This window comes from Mesorhizobium sp. B2-5-13, assembly GCF_006440535.1.
Classification (GTDB): domain Bacteria; phylum Pseudomonadota; class Alphaproteobacteria; order Rhizobiales; family Rhizobiaceae; genus Mesorhizobium; species Mesorhizobium salmacidum.
This window is the reverse complement of the sequence record NZ_VFUI01000002.1, coordinates 189744-206569: the sequence shown is the minus strand read 5'-3', so window position 1 is coordinate 206569 and position 16826 is coordinate 189744. Positions and strand designations below refer to the sequence as shown.

Sequence of the window (16826 nt, the reverse complement as noted above, 5' to 3'; positions counted from 1 at the left end):
TTATGGTGGCAAATTGAGATATGGAGAATAGAACCATGATTTCCCCGAAACCGCGGAGATGCTGATGCGCGGGGTCCGTTCATTCACCGTAACCTATAAGGGCGAGAGCATGATCATCGACCTGCCCGGTTATTATCCGCCATCGGATCGCGAGGGTGTGCATGTCGGCGACGACATGGCCGCTGTCGATGCCGCCTTGCGCGCGCTCAAGGAGAAGGTCGACGGCGTGCCGGCGCCGTCAACCATCCGCCGCATGCGCACGAAGCTCAAGCTGTCGCAACGCGAGGCCGGATCCCTGTTCAAGGTCGGCGAGAACGCCTTCGACAAGTATGAAAGAGGCTTGATCGAACCGAGTGGCCCGACCATTCAATTGATGACATTGCTGGAGAAACATCCCGAACTGCTCGACGAATTGCGGTAGCGGCACAGGTCGCATATTTCGCTGCTCCAGTCGCGAATGACGATTGAAAGTTCTCGTGCCGCGGAGCGTTATGCCTGCCATGAAAACCATCACCGAATTTCCCCGCAAGGTCGTCGAATTTCCCGACATGGGCATCGTCATGCCCGATGGCTGCCGGCTGTCGGCGCGGGTATGGATGCCGGAGGATGCGGGCGACGATCCAGTACCTGTCATCCTTGAGCACCTGCCTTACCGCAAGCGCGACGGCACGATCTTTCGCGATCAGCTTACCCATCCCTATTTCGCCGGCCACGGCTACGCCTCGATCCGCGTCGACATGCGCGGCAACGGTGATTCCGAAGGGCTGATGGACGACGAATATTCCGAGCAGGAACTGCAGGACGCCTGCGATGTCATTGCCTGGGCGGCGGCGCAGCCCTGGTGCAACGGCAATGTCGGCATGATGGGCATCTCCTGGGGCGGCTTCAATTGCCTGCAGGTGGCGGCCAAACAGCCGCCGGCGCTGAAGGCAGTGATCAGCCTGTGCTCGACCGTCGACCGCTATGCCGACGACATCCACTACAAGGGCGGCTGCCTTTTGAACGAAAATTTCGGCTGGGCCTCGACCATGCTGTCCTATTCGTCGCGGCCACCGGATCCGCTGATTGCCGGCGACGACAAATGGCGCGATCTGTGGCTGAAACGGCTGGAGAACCAGTCGTTCCTTTTGCCGCTGTGGCTCAGCCACCAGCATCGCGACGCCTATTGGAAGCGCGGTTCGATCTGCGAGGATTTTTCCGCTGTTCATGCTGCAGTGCTCTCGATCGGCGGCTGGCACGACGGATACCGCAACACGATATCGCACCTCGTCAGCAACATCGAGGCACCAGTCAAGGGCATCGTCGGACCGTGGATTCACAAATACCCACACTATGCCGAACCCAAGCCCGCGATCGGCTTCCTGCAGGAAGCGTTGCGCTGGTGGGACCACTGGCTGAAGGGCGCCGAGACCGGCGTCGAGGCCGATCCCGACTACCGCGCCTATGTCATGGACAGCGTGCGTCCCGCCCGCTGGCATCCGGAGCGGCCTGGCCGCTGGATAGCCGAGCAGGAGTGGCCATCGTCCAACATAACGATTGAAGCGATCGAACTCATTTCCCCTGATGCCGGGCCTTCAACCGTCGCTTCGCCGCAGACCTGCGGGCTTGCCGGCGGCGAATACTTTCCGTTCACCTTCGGGCCGGAATTGCCGGGTGATCAGCGCCCTGACGATGGGCTGTCGGCGTGTTTCGACCAGCCTGAGCTCACCAAGCCGATCGAGATCGTCGGCGCGCCGGAGTTTGAGGTCCTGCTTGCCTCCGATCGGCCCCAGGCCAACATCGCGGTCCGGCTTTGCGACGTGCATCCCGACGGCGCCTCGGAACTTATCTCCTATGGCGTGCTCAATCTGACGCACCGCAACTCGCATGAATTGCCCGAGGTGCTGGTTCCCGGGGAGGAGGTTTCGGCGCGTGTCGTGCTCGACCAATGCGCCTACCGCGTGCCGGCCGGCCACCGTCTGCGCGTCGCCATTTCGACCGCCTACTGGCCAATGATCTGGCCTTCGCCGGAACCGGCACGACTGACCTTGTCGGAGGCCACGCTATCGGTGCCGTTGCGCCTGCTGGCAACAGGCGACGAAGCCGTTTTCGCCGAGCCGGAAGGGGCTGCGCCCTGGGCGACCGAGACGATCCGTCCCGCCAATTCCGAACGCCATGTCGATCGCGACGAAAAGACGGGAATCGTCACGCTTTCCATTGCCGATGATTTCGGCGAAGTGCGCGATCTCGACCACGGCCTGGTCAACGGCAGCATCGCCCGCGAAACCTGGACCATCCATCCCGACGATCCTCTGTCAGCCTCGGGGAAAACACACTGGACGCAGACCCTGTCGCGAAATGGATGGTCGGTCCGCACCGAAACATGGGCCCAGATGCGGTCGGACGCACAAAACTTCATCGTCAGCGCCAGAATCGAGGCCTACGAAGGTGAAAACCTCGTCTTCGAGCGCGATTTCGACGAAAAGGTCCCGCGCGCGCTGGTTTGAGTGCTGAAATCGTTGGTCCAAATGCGACGTGCGATTTACGCCACGGCATGTCGCATTCGGTCTTGCTTACCGCTTTCCCTTGCGGTCATTATTCCCTTTAACAACAAGCAAGAAAATCGACCGCAGAGTCGAACCAACAGAGTGAGGAACTCAAATGTCAAATGAACTGGAATTCCTTAGCCGGCGGGTTGCGTCGGGCAAACTGAGCCGTCGTGATTTTCTCGGCCGGGCGGCCGCGCTCGGCATCGCCGCACCCTTCGCCAACGCGCTGCTTTCAAGCGCTGCGCGCGCGGCGGGTCCGGTCAAGGGCGGTACGCTGAAGGCCGGCCTGGTCGGCGGTGAATCCACCAACAGCCTCGATCCGGCGCTGATGATGACGCAGGTGCCGTTCGCTTTCGGCAAGTGCTGGGGCGAATTGATCGTCGAGCTGTCGCCGGACGGCAAGCTCGAGAACCGCATCGCCGAAGAGATCGGCTCCTCGGACGATGCGAAGACCTGGACGTTGAAGATCCGCGACGGCGTCGAATTCCACAACGGCAAGACGGTGACCGCCGAAGACGTCGCCGCCACGCTCGAGCGCCATTCGGACGAGAAATCGAAATCCGGCGCGCTCGGCTATATGAAGGGCATCGAGACCATCAAGGCCAGCGGCAAGGAAGTGGTGCTGACGCTGAAGGAAGCCAACGCCGACCTTCCGTATTTGCTCAGCGACTATCACCTGATCGTGCAGCCCAATGGCGGCAAGGACAAGCCCGACGCCGGCATCTCGGCCGGTCCATACGTGGTCAAGACCAACGAGCCGGGCGTGCGCCATGGCGGCGAGCGCTTCGCCAATTACTGGCAGGGCGACAAGATGGGCCATGCCGACCAGATCGAAGTCATCGTCATCAACGACGCGACGGCGCGCACGGCAGCACTGCAGGGCGGCCAGGTCAACATGATCAACCGCGTCGAGCCGAAGATCGTCGACCTGATCAAGCGCGTGCCGGGCGTCACCATCCGCAACCACGCTGGCCCCGGCCACTACGTGTTCATCATGCATTGCGACACGGCGCCGTTCGACAACAACGACCTCAGGATGGCGCTGAAGCTGGCGATCGACCGCGAGGAGATGCTGACCAAGGTGCTGCGCGGCTACGGCTCGCTCGGCAACGACTTCCCGATCAACGCGTCCTATCCGCTGTTCAGCGAGATCGAGCAGCGCAAGTATGATCCCGACAAGGCCAAGTTCCACTACAAGAAATCTGGCCATGACGGCACCGTGCTGCTCAGGACCTCGGACGTTGCCTTCCCGGGCGCTGTCGACGCGTCACAGCTCTTCCAGCAGAGCGCGGCCAAGGCGGGCATCAAGATCGAGCTCAAGCGCGAGCCCGGCGACGGCTACTGGAACGAAGTCTGGAACAAGCAGCCCTTCTGCGCTTCTTATTGGGGCGGCCGCTCGACGCAGGACCAGATGTACTCGACCGCCTATCTGTCGACAGCCGACTGGAACGACACGCGTTTCAAGCGCCCGGATTTCGACAAGATGGTGCTGGCGGCTCGTGCCGAACTCGATGAGGCCAAGCGCAAGCAGATGTACCACGACATGGCTGTCATGGTGCGCGACGAAGGCGGCCTGATCCTGCCGATGTTCAACCAGTTCATCGACGCCACCGGCGCCAAGGTCGATGGCTGGGTGGACGACCCGCATCAGGAGCTGATGAACGGCTACGCCCTGGCGAAGTGCTGGCTGCAGGCCTGAGTCCGGCTTTGCAGAGATGTCTTCACCCATCCTGAAACTAATTGCCCAGCGCATTGCGCTGGGCATCCTGCTTCTGTTGGCCATCTCGGTCCTGATCTTCGCCGGCACGCAGATCCTGCCCGGCGACGTCGCGCAAGCCATTTTGGGACAATCGGCGACACCCGAGTCGCTGGCCAATTTGCGCGAGCAGCTTGGGCTGAACGACCCGGCCTATGTCAGGTATTTCCATTGGCTCGGCGGCGTCTTGACCGGCGACCTCGGCACTGCGATGTCGAGCGGGCAGGATATCGCGACCTCGATCAAGTCGCGCTTGTGGAACACACTGTTCCTCGCCTTCTGGGCGGCGATCGTGGCTGTACCGCTGGCCATCATTCTCGGGCTGATCGCGGTGCGCTATCGCAATGGCTGGGTCGACAAGCTGATCTCCGGGCTGGCACTGGCCTCGACCTCCTTCCCCGAATTCTTCATCGGGTATGTGCTGGTCTATTTCTTCGCCGTGAAGTGGCAGATCTTTCCCGGCATCTCGACCGTCTACGAAGGCATGCCCTTCGGTGAGCGGATGCAGGCGATCGCGCTGCCGGCGACGGCGCTGACGCTGGTGGTGCTCGCCCACATGATGCGCATGACGCGGGCGGCGATCCTCAACGTCATGCAGTCGGCCTATGTCGAGACGGCGGAGCTGAAAGGCCTGTCGGCGTTCGACGTCATCCGCAAGCATGCCTTCCCCAATGCCATCGCGCCGATCATCAACGTCGTCATGCTCAACCTCGCTTATCTCATCGTCGGCGTCGTCGTGGTCGAGGTGATTTTCGTCTATCCCGGCATGGGACAATATCTCGTCGATCACGTGACCAAGCGTGACGTGCCGGTGGTACAGGCTGTCGGCCTGATCTTCGCCGCCGTCTACATCAGTCTCAACATCATCGCGGACATAGCGGCGATCGTCGCCAATCCGCGTCTGCGACATCCGAAATAGGGGCGGGCATGCTCGATATCAAACGCATCCCCATCCCCGCGTTGATCGGCATTGTCCTGACGGCACTGTTCGTGCTGGCGGCGATCTTCGCGCCCTGGATCTCACCGCATGACAACGCCGAAATTGTGGGCGATGTCTGGGAGCCGATGTCGGCGGCGCATTGGCTGGGCACCGACAATCTCGGCCGCGATTTGCTGTCCCGGATGATCTATGGCGCCCGCATCACCTTGTTCATCGCGGTGCTGGCCACCGCGCTGTCGTTCTCGCTCGGCGCCATCCTTGGCTTTTCGGCTGCGGTGTTCGGCGGCTGGTTCGACACAATCTTGTCGCGCCTCGTCGACCTCCTGATGTCGATCCCGACACTGATCATGGGCCTGGTGGTGCTCTCGGTGCTGCCAACCAACCTGGTGACGCTGATCCTGGTGATGGGCATTCTCGACTCGACGCGCGTCTATCGTTTGTCGCGCGCGGTCGCCGTCGACATCAACGTCATGGACTATGTCGAAGCCGCCAAGCTGCGCGGCGAGGGCAGCGTCTGGATCATCTTCCGTGAAATCCTGCCCAACGCGTTGTCGCCGCTGATCTCCGAGCTCGGCCTGCGCTTCATTTACGCGGTGCTGTTCCTGTCGACGCTTTCCTTTCTCGGCCTTGGCGTGCAGCCGCCGGACGCCGACTGGGGCGGCATGGTGAAGGAGAACAAGGACGGCATCGTGTTCGGCATAGGCGCAGCGCTCATTCCCGCGGCCGCGATCGCGGCGCTGGCGATCTCGGTCAATCTTGTCGCCGACTGGGTGCTGAACCGCACGACAAGCCTGAAGGGAGGACGCGGGTGATGGCCGACGGCAAGGCAAAGTCCACCCCTCTGCTCGACATCCGCAATTTGCGCATCGAGGCGACGGTCTATCCGCCCGGTGAGGCGCCGAAGACCATCACGCTGGTGCACGATGTCTCGCTGACACTGGAGAAGGGCAAGGTGCTCGGCCTGATCGGCGAATCCGGTGCCGGCAAGTCGACCATCGGCCTGTCATCCATGGGCTATGGCCGTGGTGGCGTGCGCATCACCGGCGGCGAGGTGCTCCTCAACGGCCGCGACATCCTCAAGGGCGGCAAGGAGGACTTTCGCAAGCTGCGCGGTCGCGAGGTCTGCTATGTCGCGCAGTCGGCGGCGGCCGCTTTCAATCCGGCGCACAGGCTGATGGACCAGGTGGTGGAAGCCACGCTGCTGCACGGGACGGCGACACGGGCGGAGGCCGAGAAACGGGCGATCGCGTTGTTCAAGAAGCTCAGCCTGCCCAACCCGGAAGCCATCGGCGAACGCTTTCCGCACCAGGTTTCAGGCGGCCAGCTGCAGCGTGTGATGACGGCGATGGCACTGTGCTCGGAGCCTGACCTGATCGTCTTCGACGAGCCGACCACGGCGCTCGATGTGACGACGCAGATCGACGTGCTGGCGGCGATCAAGGATGCTATCCGCGACACTCATGTGGCGGCGCTCTACATCACGCACGACCTGGCCGTCGTCGCCCAGGTTTCGGACGAGATCATGGTGCTGCGTCACGGCCGGCTGGTCGAATGGGGAGGCACCCGCCAGATCATCAAGGAACCGCGGCAGGAATACACCAATGCGCTGGTTTCGGTGCACGAGATCGAACATGCCGAACAAAAACCCGGCACCGCGCCGTTCCTGTCGGTCAAGAACGTGACCGCCGCCTATGGCGGCGGCCACGTCAAGGTGCTGAAGAACGTCTCGGTCGACATCTACCCCGGCCAGACGCTGGCCGTGGTTGGCGAATCCGGCTCCGGAAAGTCGACGCTGGCGCGCGCCATAACCGGACTTTTGCCGCCCGAGCAAGGCACCGTTACATTCGACGGGCGCCCCTTGGCCAACCGGCTTGCCGACCGGCCGAAGGAAGACCTGCGCCAGCTGCAGATGATCTATCAGATGGCCGACGTGGCGATGAACCCGCGCCAGACCGTCGGCACCATCATCGGCCGGCCGCTCGAATTCTATTTCGGCATGCGCGGCAGGCAGCGCGATGCCCGCGTCGCCGAACTGCTCGACAAGATCGAAATGGGCAAGGGCTTTGTCGACCGCTACCCGGCCGAGCTTTCCGGCGGCCAGAAGCAGCGTGTCTGCATCGCCCGCTCGCTCGCGGCAAAACCCAAGCTGATCATTTGTGACGAGGTGACCTCGGCGCTTGACCCCCTGGTGGCGCACGGCATCCTGAAGCTTCTGCTTGAACTGCAGAAGGAGGAGAACGTCGCCTATCTGTTCATCACCCACGATCTGGCGACGGTGAAGTCGATCGCCGATTCGATCGCTGTGATGTATCGCGGCGAGGTGGTGCGCTATGGTTCGAAAAGCAAGGTGCTGACGCCCCCCTTCGATGACTACACCGACCTTCTCTTGTCATCGGTCCCGGAGATGGAGATCGGCTGGCTGGAAAAGGCGATCAAGGGGCGGCGCATGGCCAGCGCGGGGAACTAGCGCGGTTCACCGTTTCCCGGAAACGATGAACTGCTCTATCTCTTTGTTTTTACGCAATTCCGGACGGAAACCGTTCACACTTTTGGAATTGCTCTAGCCAGCCGGCGATCCGCCAGCCAGGGGAGATGGCGGCCGTCATCCGCATGCAACACTAGGACGCCACACGTCCTTTGGACGGGCGCCACTGGTGCGACGTTGTTTTCAACAAGGGGTAGGACATGAAAACTGAACTCGACCATCTCGCTGAACTCGCCGGCCGGGGCCGGATATCGCGCCGCGACTTCCTTGGCCGTACCGCGGCACTGGGCGTGTCGGCGGCGCTGGCCACGACGCTGGCCGGCAGGGCCTTCGCACAGACGCCTGTCAAGGGCGGCGTCCTCAAGGCCGGCCTGCAGGGCGGCGAATCGACCAACAGCCTCGATCCAGCGCTGAACCTCAGCCAGGTCACCTACAGTTTTTGCAAGCAGTGGGGCGAATATCTGGTCCGGCTGATGCCGGACAACAGCCTGACTCACCTGATTGCCGAGGAGATCGGCGCATCCAAGGACGCCAAGACCTGGACGATCAAGGTGCGCGACGGCATCGAATTCCATAATGGCAAGACCGTTGCCGCCGAAGACGTCGCCGCCACGCTCGAGCGCCATGCCGACGAGAAATCGAAGTCGGGCGCGCTGGGCGTTCTCAAGAACATCAAGGGCATCAAGACCAGCGGCAAGGAAGTCATCGTCACGCTCGGCGACGCCGACGCCGATTTCCCCTATCTGATGGCCGACTACCATCTCGTCATCCAGCCGAATGGCGGCAAGGATAACCCCAACGCGGGCATCAGCGCCGGTCCCTACAAAGTCACCGTCAACCAGCCCGGCGTGCGCCATGGCGGCGAGCGCTTCGCCAATTACTGGCGTGGCGACAAGGCGGGGCATGCCGACCAGATCGAGATCGTCGTCATCAACGACGCCACGGCCAGGCTGGCGGCGCTGCAGGGCGGCCAGGTCCACATGATCAACCGTATCGAGCCGAAGGTCGTCGACCTAGTCAAGCGCATTCCAGGCGTCAGCATCGAGAACGTGTCGGGCCGGGGCTATTACCCGTTCAACATGTTCTGCGACACCGCACCGTTCGACAACAATGATCTGAGGATGGCGCTTAAGCTCGCCATTGACCGCGACGAAATGCTTGAGAAGATCCTGCGCGGCTACGGCTCGGTCGGCAACGACTTCCCGATCAACGAGGCCTATCCACTATTTACCGCCATCGAACAGCGCAAGTTCGACCCGGAAAAGGCCGCGGCAGCCTACAAGAAATCGGGCCACAGCGGCTCCATCCTGCTGCGCACCTCCGACGTCGCCTTCCCCGGCGCCGTCGACGCCGCCCAGCTCTACCAGCAGTCCTGCGCAAAGGCGGGCATCAAGATCGAGATCAAGCGCGAGCCGGGCGACGGCTATTGGTCGGAAGTCTGGAATAAGCAGCCCTTCTCTCTTTCCTACTGGGGCGGACGCCCGACGCAGGACCAGATGTATTCCACCGGCTATGTCTCGACGGCCGACTGGAACGACACGCGCTTCAAGCGGCCGGAATTCGACAAGATGCTGTTCGCGGCGCGCGGCGAACTCGACCAGGACAAGCGCAAGGCGATCTACCACGACATGGCGGTGATGATGCGCGATGAAGGCGGATTGATCGTGCCCTTCTTCAACCAGTTCATCGACGCGGCCGCCACCAACAAGATCAGCGGATGGGTCAAGAACCCGATCGGCGAAATGATGGATGGGTACGCGCTGGGAGAATGCTGGCTGAACGCCTGACATCTGTCTCATAGCGAAAGCGCCGCGTGTCCGAACGACACGCGGCGCACTCGTTTCAACAGACAATCGCATGGAGCAACCCGTGGCGATCCAATCCAAGCTTCTGCTGATCATCCTCGATGGCGTTCCCTACCGGAACTGGCGCCGGCTGATGGGCAATCTCGAAGGCTGGGTGCAGTCGGGCGGGGCACGAGTGTGGAAGATGCGCTCGGTGCTGCCGTCGACCTCGGCCTGCTGCTATGCCTCGATCCACACCGGCGTGTCGCCGCAGGTGCACGGCATCCTGTCCAACGAGAACCGCTTTCGCGTCGTGCAGCCCGACATCTTCTCGGAAGTCAGCAAGGCCGGCGGCAAGACCGGCGCGGTCACCCATTCCTACTGGTCCGAATTCTTCCGCTCCTACCCGTTCGATCTCGTCGAGGACATGGAATATGACGAGCCGGACGGCCCGATCAAGCATGGCCGCTTCCACACCATGACCGGCTACAATCTCAAGAACCAGATGACGCCGAGCGATGTCGACCTGTTCGCGACGCTGACCATGCTCACCCGGCGCCACGGCATCGACTATGGTGTCCTGCACACCTGCACGCTGGACTCGATGGGCCACCGTTTCGGCCATGACTGCCACGAGATGGACCATGCCTGCTACGCCATGGACGGCATGCTGGCGGCCTTCCTGCCGGGCTGGATCGAGGCCGGCTACGAGGTCATGGTCACCGCCGACCACGGCCAGACCGACCGCGGCCACCATGGCGGCCATGACGACGAGATGCAGGATTTCGCGCTGTATTATTTCGGACAGGGCGAAGGGCCGGACGCCGATACGCTGCTCGACCAGTTGCAACTGGCGCCAACGGTTCTGAGCCGGCTTGGCGTGCCGGTGCCGGCGACGATGAAAGCGAAGGCTTTTCTGTCCTGAAAGCGAAGGCTCTTCTGTCCTGATCGAGTGGCTGGCGCCGCCCCTCATCCGCCTGCCGGCACCTTCTCCCCGTAAATGGCGAAAAGGGATGCTCTGGCAACCGTCCCGCTCTTCGGTTAGCCTCCCAGAATTCCTTGGCGGAGGATGAACCTTTTTGGATCGATCGGCGACAGAGCGGACAGGAGCCAGGCGGCTCGACCGGCCATGACGGCGGCGACGGAGACCGATCGCGCGCTTGTCGACCGGGTCGCGAAGGGCGACCGGGCTGCCGTGCGGCTCCTGTTCATGCGTCATCACGCGCGGGTCTACCGCTTCGTGGCGCGCCAGACGGGATCGGAAATGATGGCTGACGATATCGCGAACGAAGTGTTCCTCGAACTGTGGCGCCAGGCGCCGAGCTTCGAAGGGCGGTCCGAAGTCTCGACATGGCTGCTCGGCATCGCCCGCTTCAAGGCGCTCTCGCTGCTGCGCAAGAAGAAGGAAGATTGGATCGACGACGAGGCCGCCGCGGCGGTGCCCGATAGCGCCGACACGCCTGAGGTCGTCACCATGAAGGAGGACAAGGCCGCCGCCTTGCGCCGCCTCATCGACGCCTTGCCTGAGGAGCACCGCACGGTGATCGACCTCGCCTATTATCAAGGGCAATCGGTGACCGAGATCGCACAGGTGCTCGGCACCCCGGTCGCGACCGTAAAGACCCGTATGTTCTACGCCCGCAAGAAACTCGGCGAAGCCTTGAAGGCCGCCGGTTACGACAGGGGGTGGCCATGAGCGCCGCTGAAAAGATGTCGCGCCGCGACGAAATGGAAACGCTGCTGCCGTTCTACCTGAACGGTTCGCTCGAAGGTTCGGATCTGGAAGCCATCGAAGAATGGCTGGCCACAGATCCGGCGGCACTTGTCGCGCTCGGCGAGGCGGAAGCCGAGTTCTCCGGCACGGCGGCGGCCAATGAGGCGATCCGCCCGCCGGCCGATGCGCTCAGCCGCTTCGCCAAGGCGCTCGACGCGGAGGCAGGGCCGGTTCGGGCGCCCGCAAGCGCATCCTGGTTGGCGCAGACCTGGGGCCGTCTTATGGCGGTGCCGGTCGGCGTCGCCTGGGCGGCGGCAGCGGTCCTGCTGGCCTTGATCGCGGTCCAGTCTCTGGTGCAGCCTGGCGGCAAGGGCGGCAATTTCGAGATCGCCGGCGCACAAGACGATCTGGCCAAATTGCCGTTCGCGCTGATCAAATTCAAGCCGGACGCCAGGATGGCCGATATTGCGGCCTTTCTCGACGCCAACAAGCTCAAGATCATCGGCGGGCCGACCGCCGACGGCGTCTTCAGGCTCGCCATTCCGGCGACGACAGCCGCCGACTATGAGAAACTGCGGGGCCTTATTGCCGCCCAGCCTTTCGCGGAGGCTGTGATCGAGGGAAGGAAACCTGTTGATGGCGGTTGAGGCGGTCATTCGATTTGCGGCTATCCTGGCGGCGGCGATGACGATCGCCGCCGTGCCTGCGTCGGCGCAGAGCAACGATGCCACTCCCGACCGGACGCAAATCGATTGCAGCAACGAGGCCAAGGCGGCCGCGGCCGACTGCGTCAAGGACGGCGGCGATAAGGGTGGGTCGGGTGCGGCCCAGGCCGGCGCCGTTTTTCTGCCCGCCTTGATCATTGACCTCTTCCCCAACCCGGCCGCCCTTCCTGCACCGGTTCCGGCACCACGGCCGGAGCCCGCGACAGCCCCCGCCGGGAACCAGGCAGGCCCGCCATCCGGTGGCCCGATCATCTCGCCGACCGATCTCATCGCCGTCCAGTCGCGACGCGCCGTGACCGGCGACTTCGTACCCGACGAGGTGTTGGTGACCGTCGAAGGCGATGCCGAAGCCGTGCAGCAGATCGCCGCTTCCTTCGGCCTTGAAGTGCGCTCGCAGCGCCAGTCCCGGCTGCTCGGCACCACGCTGGTGCGTTTCGGCATTCCCGATGGCCGCCCCGTCGGCGTCGTGCTGGCGCAGCTTGCCGCCGACGGCCGCACGCAGCGCCGCGAGCCCAATCATATCTATTCGCTGCAGCAGGCGGCCGGCATCGTCAACTATGCCTTCGACCGTATCGCGCTCGACGCCAAACAGGCCAGTGGCGAGAACGTGCGTGTCGCCGTCATCGATACCGGCATCGACGATACCAATCCGGCTCTGGCCGGGGTCATCGCCGCGCAGTTCGACGCGATGCCCGACGTCCCGATCGAAAAGCGCGACCACGGCACTTCGATCGATGGTCTGATTGCCGGCGTCGGCCCGCTGGAAGGCATGGCGCCGGGCGCGAAAATCTACCACGCGCGTGCCTTCGAGGGCGGCAAGTCGACCATGGACGTCATCCTGTCGGCGCTCGACTGGGCGGCGGACCAGAATGTCAGCATCATCAATATGAGCTTCGTCGGCCCGAAAAACGACCTGCTCGGCACCGCCTGCCGTAATGCACGGGCGCTCGGCATGGTGCTGGTCGCCGCCGCCGGCAACAACGGCCCGAAGGCGCCCTATGGCTATCCGGCCGCCTTTGACGGTGTCATCGCGGTGACGGCCACCGACGCCAGTGACGGACTGATGCCGCAGGCCAATCGCGGCGCTTATGTCTTCATCTCGGCGCCGGGCGTCGAGATGGTGGCACCGAGCGGCGCCGGCTCGGACGTGGTGACGGGCACCTCGTTTGCCGCGGCGATCGTCAGCGGCGCCATCGCCAACCTCATCCACGCCACGCCCGACCGCTCGGCCAACGACATCGAGAAGGCACTTGCAGTGACGGCGAGAGATCTCGGGCCCAAGGGGCGCGACAATGATTTCGGCTACGGGCTGCTGGATCTTAAGGCGGCCGACGCCGTGAGGGAGTAGGTTTTTCGCTTCAGGCGTCGATTTCGTCGATCTGCGGCCGATCAACCTGTCGCCAGTTGGCCGGGTTCGACGGAATAGCGGAAGCAACGCCAATCCAAGACAAAGCCCGGCGACAGCCAAACCGATTATTGCCAGCCATCGCATTAATACCGCCTGCTCATCGCTGCCAATAACCCGGTAAGGCCGTTGATCTCGATCATTTCCGAGTTGGACAACCGCTTCTTGGGCAGCGTTCGATCGGAATAGAAATATTTGGTCATGGCGTTGAATTCGAGTTCACTTCCGATGAACATTTCGGTGGGGTTCAGGTCTGACGTGACATCGCCTTCATAGGTGAGTTCCTGTGTGGAACGGACATCAACATTGTTGAAATCCGGGGTTGTGGCGCCCGGGTGAAACCAGCCTGGCGCAAATACCGAGACCGGCCCGGAGCGGGGCAGATGCGTAATCGGCTGGTTGACAATCTCGACCACTTTCCGCTCTGCTCGCCCGGCTTCCAGATTCATTTTTTCGATGCCAGGCAACGTCCAGAAGACAGCGCCGGCCACGGTGAGCAGGAACGCCACTAAGCCAAGCAGACGCACAAGATGGCCTATGGTGCGCGTCGGTTCGACCGTGCGGCCAGCCAAGGCAGCCGGTACGCTGGCTTCGCGCCCGCGCCGGCCGAAACCGCGTTTGGCTGATCGATTTTCATCCGGCCATGTTGGGATAAGCGCGGTAATGCGGGGTCAAGAGGGCACTCTGTCTTGGGGCGACCCTAGGCCGGCGCGCCGGCGACCGATCCCCTGACCACCAGGTCGACCGGCCAGACCTCGCCGCGCGCACCCTCCTCCAGTCCCGATATCCGCGCCGCCAGCCGCTCGGCGATGCGTGCGCCGGCCAGCCGGATCGACGAGCGCGTCGTCGACAGCGGCACGGAAAAATTCTCCGGCTTCAGCCAGGGAAAGACGTCGTCATGGGCGATCAGCGAGATGTCGCCGGGAATGCTGAGGCCAAGGTCGCGCACCGCGCGCACGACGCCGAGCGCCATGATCAGGCTGGAGCAGGCGATTGCCGTCGGCGCGCCGTCCTGTTCAAGCAGGCGCCGGGCGGCGCGATAGCCGTTCTCCTCGGTCATGACGACGGAGCAGACATGGCGATCGTTCAATGTCAGGCCGCTTGCTGCCAGTGCCCGGCGCAGGCCGCGCTCGCGATGAATGGCGAAGGTTTCCCCGTCATCGCCGTTGATCAGCGCCAGCCGCCGGTGGCCGAGCTGGACGAGCAGCCGGGCGGCCTCGTGGAAAGCGCCTTCATTGTCGATGTCGAGAAAGGGATAGTCGAAGTCCAAGCCCTCGCTGCGGCCATGGACGATGAAGGGAATGCCGAGCGTATTGACCAGCGCCACGCGCCGGTCGGCGGGCCTGGGCGAAGAGATGTAGACGGCATCGACCTGCCGGTTGGCGACGACGCGCCGGTAGGTCGTCTCCTGATCGTCGGCGTCGGTCGGGGACAGGACAAGGTCGAGTTCGTGCGAGCGGGCATAGTCGCCGAGGCCGGACAGGAATTCGACGAAGTGGGGGTCGATGTCGACGGCGGCACCCGTCGGCAGCACGTAGCCGATCATTCCGGACTTGCCCGTGGCCAGCCGACGCGCGCTCGGATTGGGACGATAGCCGTGGCGCTTGGCGGCGTCCATGACGCGCCTGCGGGTTTCCTCGTTGACTTCGGGATAGCCGTTCAGCGCCCGGCTTACCGTTGTCTGCGAAAGCGCCAGCATATGTGCGAGTTGCTTGAGGTTCACGAGAGGCCTCCCTGCCTCAAAGCGCTTTTAGATTGAACCGACCAAACACTAACCGAGATGCGGCCACATCGCGGAGACCATATGCGTGCGGGGGTCCGCTTTGAAACAGAAATTGCTGTTGCACCGCCAAAAAGCATGTTGCGACGCACCTTTCGAGCGCAGACTGCTGGCAATTAAATCGATTAGTCCGCGAGCACTCTTGACTCCTGATCGATTCAATGGCGAGATCGGCAAAGCCAAAGCGCTTTGGAAGACTCTTCGAAAGGTTGCGGTTCCCTTGCGAGTGAGTCACAGTCCTGCGGCGTCGGCGGGCGGAATGGAGGTTCCGTCCTGTATGTGTGACCCACTGGGAGGAATACCGATGAAGAAGTTGCTTTTGCGGGGCGTTGCGTCTGCCGCGTTCGCCCTGAGCGCGCCCGCGCAGGCCGAACTGAAGTTCAAGCCCGGCGAAGATCAGCACTTTCACTGGGCGAATTATGAAGACCTCAAGAAAGTCGACCTCAAGGGTGAGACCTTGTCGATCTTCGGCCCATGGCGTGGCGAGGACGAGGCGCTTGTCCGGTCGGTACTCGATTATTTCTCCGAGGCCACCGGCGCAGAGGTCAAATATTCCTCGTCCGAGAATTACGAGCAGCAGATCGTCATCGACACCCAGGCCGGCAGCCCGCCCAACATCGCCGTGCTGCCGCAGCCGGGCCTCATCCAGGACCTTGCTTCCAAGGGCGTGCTGACCCCGCTCGGCGACGACGTCGCGGCCTGGGTCAAGGAGAATTACGCCGCCGGCGACTCCTGGGCCAAGCTCGGCACCTATACGGGCAAGGACGGAAAGCCGGGCTTCTATGCCTTTCCCTACAAGATCGACGTGAAGGGGCTTGTCTGGTACTCGCCCGACAATTTCGAGGAAGCCGGCTACAAGGTGCCGAAGACGCAGGAAGAACTGGCCGAGCTCGAAAAGAAGATCATCGCCGATGGCGGCAAGCCCTGGTGCATCGGCCTTGGCTCGGGCGGCGCGACCGGCTGGCCGGCGACCGACTGGGTCGAGGATATCATGCTCAGGACGCAGCCGCCTGAAGTCTACGACAAGTGGGTGAAGAACGAGATCCCGTTCACCGATCCGGCAGTGGTCAACGCCATCGACATCTTCGGCAAGATCGCCACCGACGACAAGATGGTCGACGGCGGCGCCAAGGCGGTCGCGGCGACCGACTTCCGCGACAGCCCGAAGGGCCTCTTCACCGTGCCGCCGAAGTGCTACATGCACCATCAGGCATCGTTCATCCCTTCCTTCTTCCCGGAGGGCGTGAAGCTTGGCCAGGATGCGGACTTCTTCCCCTATCCGCCCTACGCCTCCAAGCCGGAACTCGGGACGCCGCTGGAAGTGGCCGGAACGCTGGTGATGATCACCAAGGATTCCAAGGCGTCGCGCGAATTCATCAAGTTCCTGCAGATGCCGCTCGCGCATGAATTGTGGATGGCGCAGAAGAGCTTCGTCACCCCCTTCAAAGGCGCCAACAAGGACGCCTATGGCAGCGATGCGTTGAAGAAGCAGGGCGAGATCCTGGTCGGCGCCACGACGGTGCGCTTCGACGGCTCCGACCTGATGCCCGGCAAGGTGGGCGCCGGTTCGTTCTGGACCGGCATGATCGACCTGGTCGGCGGCAAGTCCGCCCAGGACGTCGCCACCGACATCCAGAAGAGCTGGGACGCCATCAAATAGGCCGCTCCGGCGCGACCTAACCCTTCCTGATCTTGCTAGTGGATCCGGG

14 protein-coding genes are annotated in these 16826 nt (G+C 63.0%); 12 read left to right on the top strand and 2 right to left on the bottom strand.

The features are described 5' to 3' along the window. The first annotated feature begins 64 nt into the window (after positions 1–64). From FJ434_RS04285 to FJ434_RS04235, 11 genes are all read left to right on the top strand, one after another. Complete coding sequence (locus FJ434_RS04285; RefSeq protein ID WP_246675873.1) at positions 65–421, top strand: type II toxin-antitoxin system MqsA family antitoxin; 357 nt, start codon at positions 65–67, stop codon at positions 419–421. 79 nt (positions 422–500) lie between these two features. Then, positions 501–2486: a CocE/NonD family hydrolase gene (locus FJ434_RS04280; RefSeq protein ID WP_140748925.1), complete on the top strand. Its 1986-nt coding sequence runs from the start codon at positions 501–503 to the stop codon at positions 2484–2486. A 154-nt stretch (positions 2487–2640) separates the two neighbouring features. Beyond that, positions 2641–4227 carry an ABC transporter substrate-binding protein gene (locus FJ434_RS04275; protein ID WP_140506785.1) on the top strand — a complete coding sequence of 529 codons (1587 nt, stop codon included), beginning with the start codon at positions 2641–2643 and terminating at the stop codon, positions 4225–4227. 16 nt (positions 4228–4243) lie between these two features. Next, on the top strand, positions 4244–5203 hold the full coding sequence (locus tag FJ434_RS04270) for an ABC transporter permease (RefSeq protein ID WP_140716340.1): 960 nt from the start codon (positions 4244–4246) through the stop codon (positions 5201–5203). A gap of 8 nt (positions 5204–5211) precedes the next feature. Further along, entirely contained in the window at positions 5212–6036 is an 825-nt protein-coding gene (locus FJ434_RS04265; protein WP_140716338.1) for an ABC transporter permease, read from the top strand. Next, positions 6036–7691, top strand: a complete 1656-nt coding sequence (locus FJ434_RS04260; protein WP_140716336.1) for an ABC transporter ATP-binding protein — start codon at positions 6036–6038, stop codon at positions 7689–7691. Before FJ434_RS04265 ends, FJ434_RS04260 begins: the two co-directional genes overlap by 1 nt. Before the next feature lie 218 nt (positions 7692–7909). Beyond that, positions 7910–9496 (top strand): ABC transporter substrate-binding protein, encoded by a 1587-nt coding sequence (locus FJ434_RS04255; RefSeq protein WP_140748922.1) that lies wholly within the window; start codon positions 7910–7912, stop codon positions 9494–9496. 82 nt (positions 9497–9578) lie between these two features. After that, positions 9579–10418 carry an alkaline phosphatase family protein gene (locus tag FJ434_RS04250; RefSeq protein WP_140506793.1) on the top strand — a complete coding sequence of 280 codons (840 nt, stop codon included), beginning with the start codon at positions 9579–9581 and terminating at the stop codon, positions 10416–10418. A 204-nt stretch (positions 10419–10622) separates the two neighbouring features. Then, positions 10623–11189: a sigma-70 family RNA polymerase sigma factor gene (locus FJ434_RS04245; RefSeq protein ID WP_140506795.1), complete on the top strand. Its 567-nt coding sequence runs from the start codon at positions 10623–10625 to the stop codon at positions 11187–11189. Next, positions 11186–11854: an anti-sigma factor gene (locus FJ434_RS04240; protein WP_140506797.1), complete on the top strand. Its 669-nt coding sequence runs from the start codon at positions 11186–11188 to the stop codon at positions 11852–11854. The genes FJ434_RS04245 and FJ434_RS04240 overlap by 4 nt, the downstream gene beginning before the upstream one ends. Then, positions 11844–13280 (top strand): S8 family serine peptidase, encoded by a 1437-nt coding sequence (locus FJ434_RS04235; protein WP_140506799.1) that lies wholly within the window; start codon positions 11844–11846, stop codon positions 13278–13280. Before FJ434_RS04240 ends, FJ434_RS04235 begins: the two co-directional genes overlap by 11 nt. A gap of 143 nt (positions 13281–13423) precedes the next feature. Here FJ434_RS04235 and FJ434_RS04230 read toward each other — a convergent pair whose 3' ends face one another. After that, on the bottom strand, positions 13424–13909 hold the full coding sequence (locus FJ434_RS04230) for a hypothetical protein (RefSeq protein ID WP_140716326.1): 486 nt from the start codon (positions 13907–13909) through the stop codon (positions 13424–13426). 128 nt (positions 13910–14037) lie between these two features. Next, positions 14038–15060: a substrate-binding domain-containing protein gene (locus FJ434_RS04225; RefSeq protein ID WP_140748919.1), complete on the bottom strand. Its 1023-nt coding sequence runs from the start codon at positions 15058–15060 to the stop codon at positions 14038–14040. A gap of 361 nt (positions 15061–15421) precedes the next feature. Between FJ434_RS04225 and FJ434_RS04220 the strand changes: the two genes are divergently transcribed. Then, positions 15422–16777: an ABC transporter substrate-binding protein gene (locus FJ434_RS04220; RefSeq protein WP_140748916.1), complete on the top strand. Its 1356-nt coding sequence runs from the start codon at positions 15422–15424 to the stop codon at positions 16775–16777. The last annotated feature ends 49 nt before the right edge of the window (positions 16778–16826 follow it).

Coding starts and splice junctions, on each gene's coding strand:
- FJ434_RS04285 (WP_246675873.1), top strand. CDS start 65: ATGCGCGGGGTCCGTTCATTCACCGTAACCTATAAGGGCGAGAGCATG.
- FJ434_RS04280 (WP_140748925.1), top strand. CDS start 501: ATGAAAACCATCACCGAATTTCCCCGCAAGGTCGTCGAATTTCCCGAC.
- FJ434_RS04275 (WP_140506785.1), top strand. CDS start 2,641: ATGTCAAATGAACTGGAATTCCTTAGCCGGCGGGTTGCGTCGGGCAAA.
- FJ434_RS04270 (WP_140716340.1), top strand. CDS start 4,244: ATGTCTTCACCCATCCTGAAACTAATTGCCCAGCGCATTGCGCTGGGC.
- FJ434_RS04265 (WP_140716338.1), top strand. CDS start 5,212: ATGCTCGATATCAAACGCATCCCCATCCCCGCGTTGATCGGCATTGTC.
- FJ434_RS04260 (WP_140716336.1), top strand. CDS start 6,036: ATGGCCGACGGCAAGGCAAAGTCCACCCCTCTGCTCGACATCCGCAAT.
- FJ434_RS04255 (WP_140748922.1), top strand. CDS start 7,910: ATGAAAACTGAACTCGACCATCTCGCTGAACTCGCCGGCCGGGGCCGG.
- FJ434_RS04245 (WP_140506795.1), top strand. CDS start 10,623: ATGACGGCGGCGACGGAGACCGATCGCGCGCTTGTCGACCGGGTCGCG.
- FJ434_RS04240 (WP_140506797.1), top strand. CDS start 11,186: ATGAGCGCCGCTGAAAAGATGTCGCGCCGCGACGAAATGGAAACGCTG.
- FJ434_RS04235 (WP_140506799.1), top strand. CDS start 11,844: ATGGCGGTTGAGGCGGTCATTCGATTTGCGGCTATCCTGGCGGCGGCG.
- FJ434_RS04220 (WP_140748916.1), top strand. CDS start 15,422: ATGAAGAAGTTGCTTTTGCGGGGCGTTGCGTCTGCCGCGTTCGCCCTG.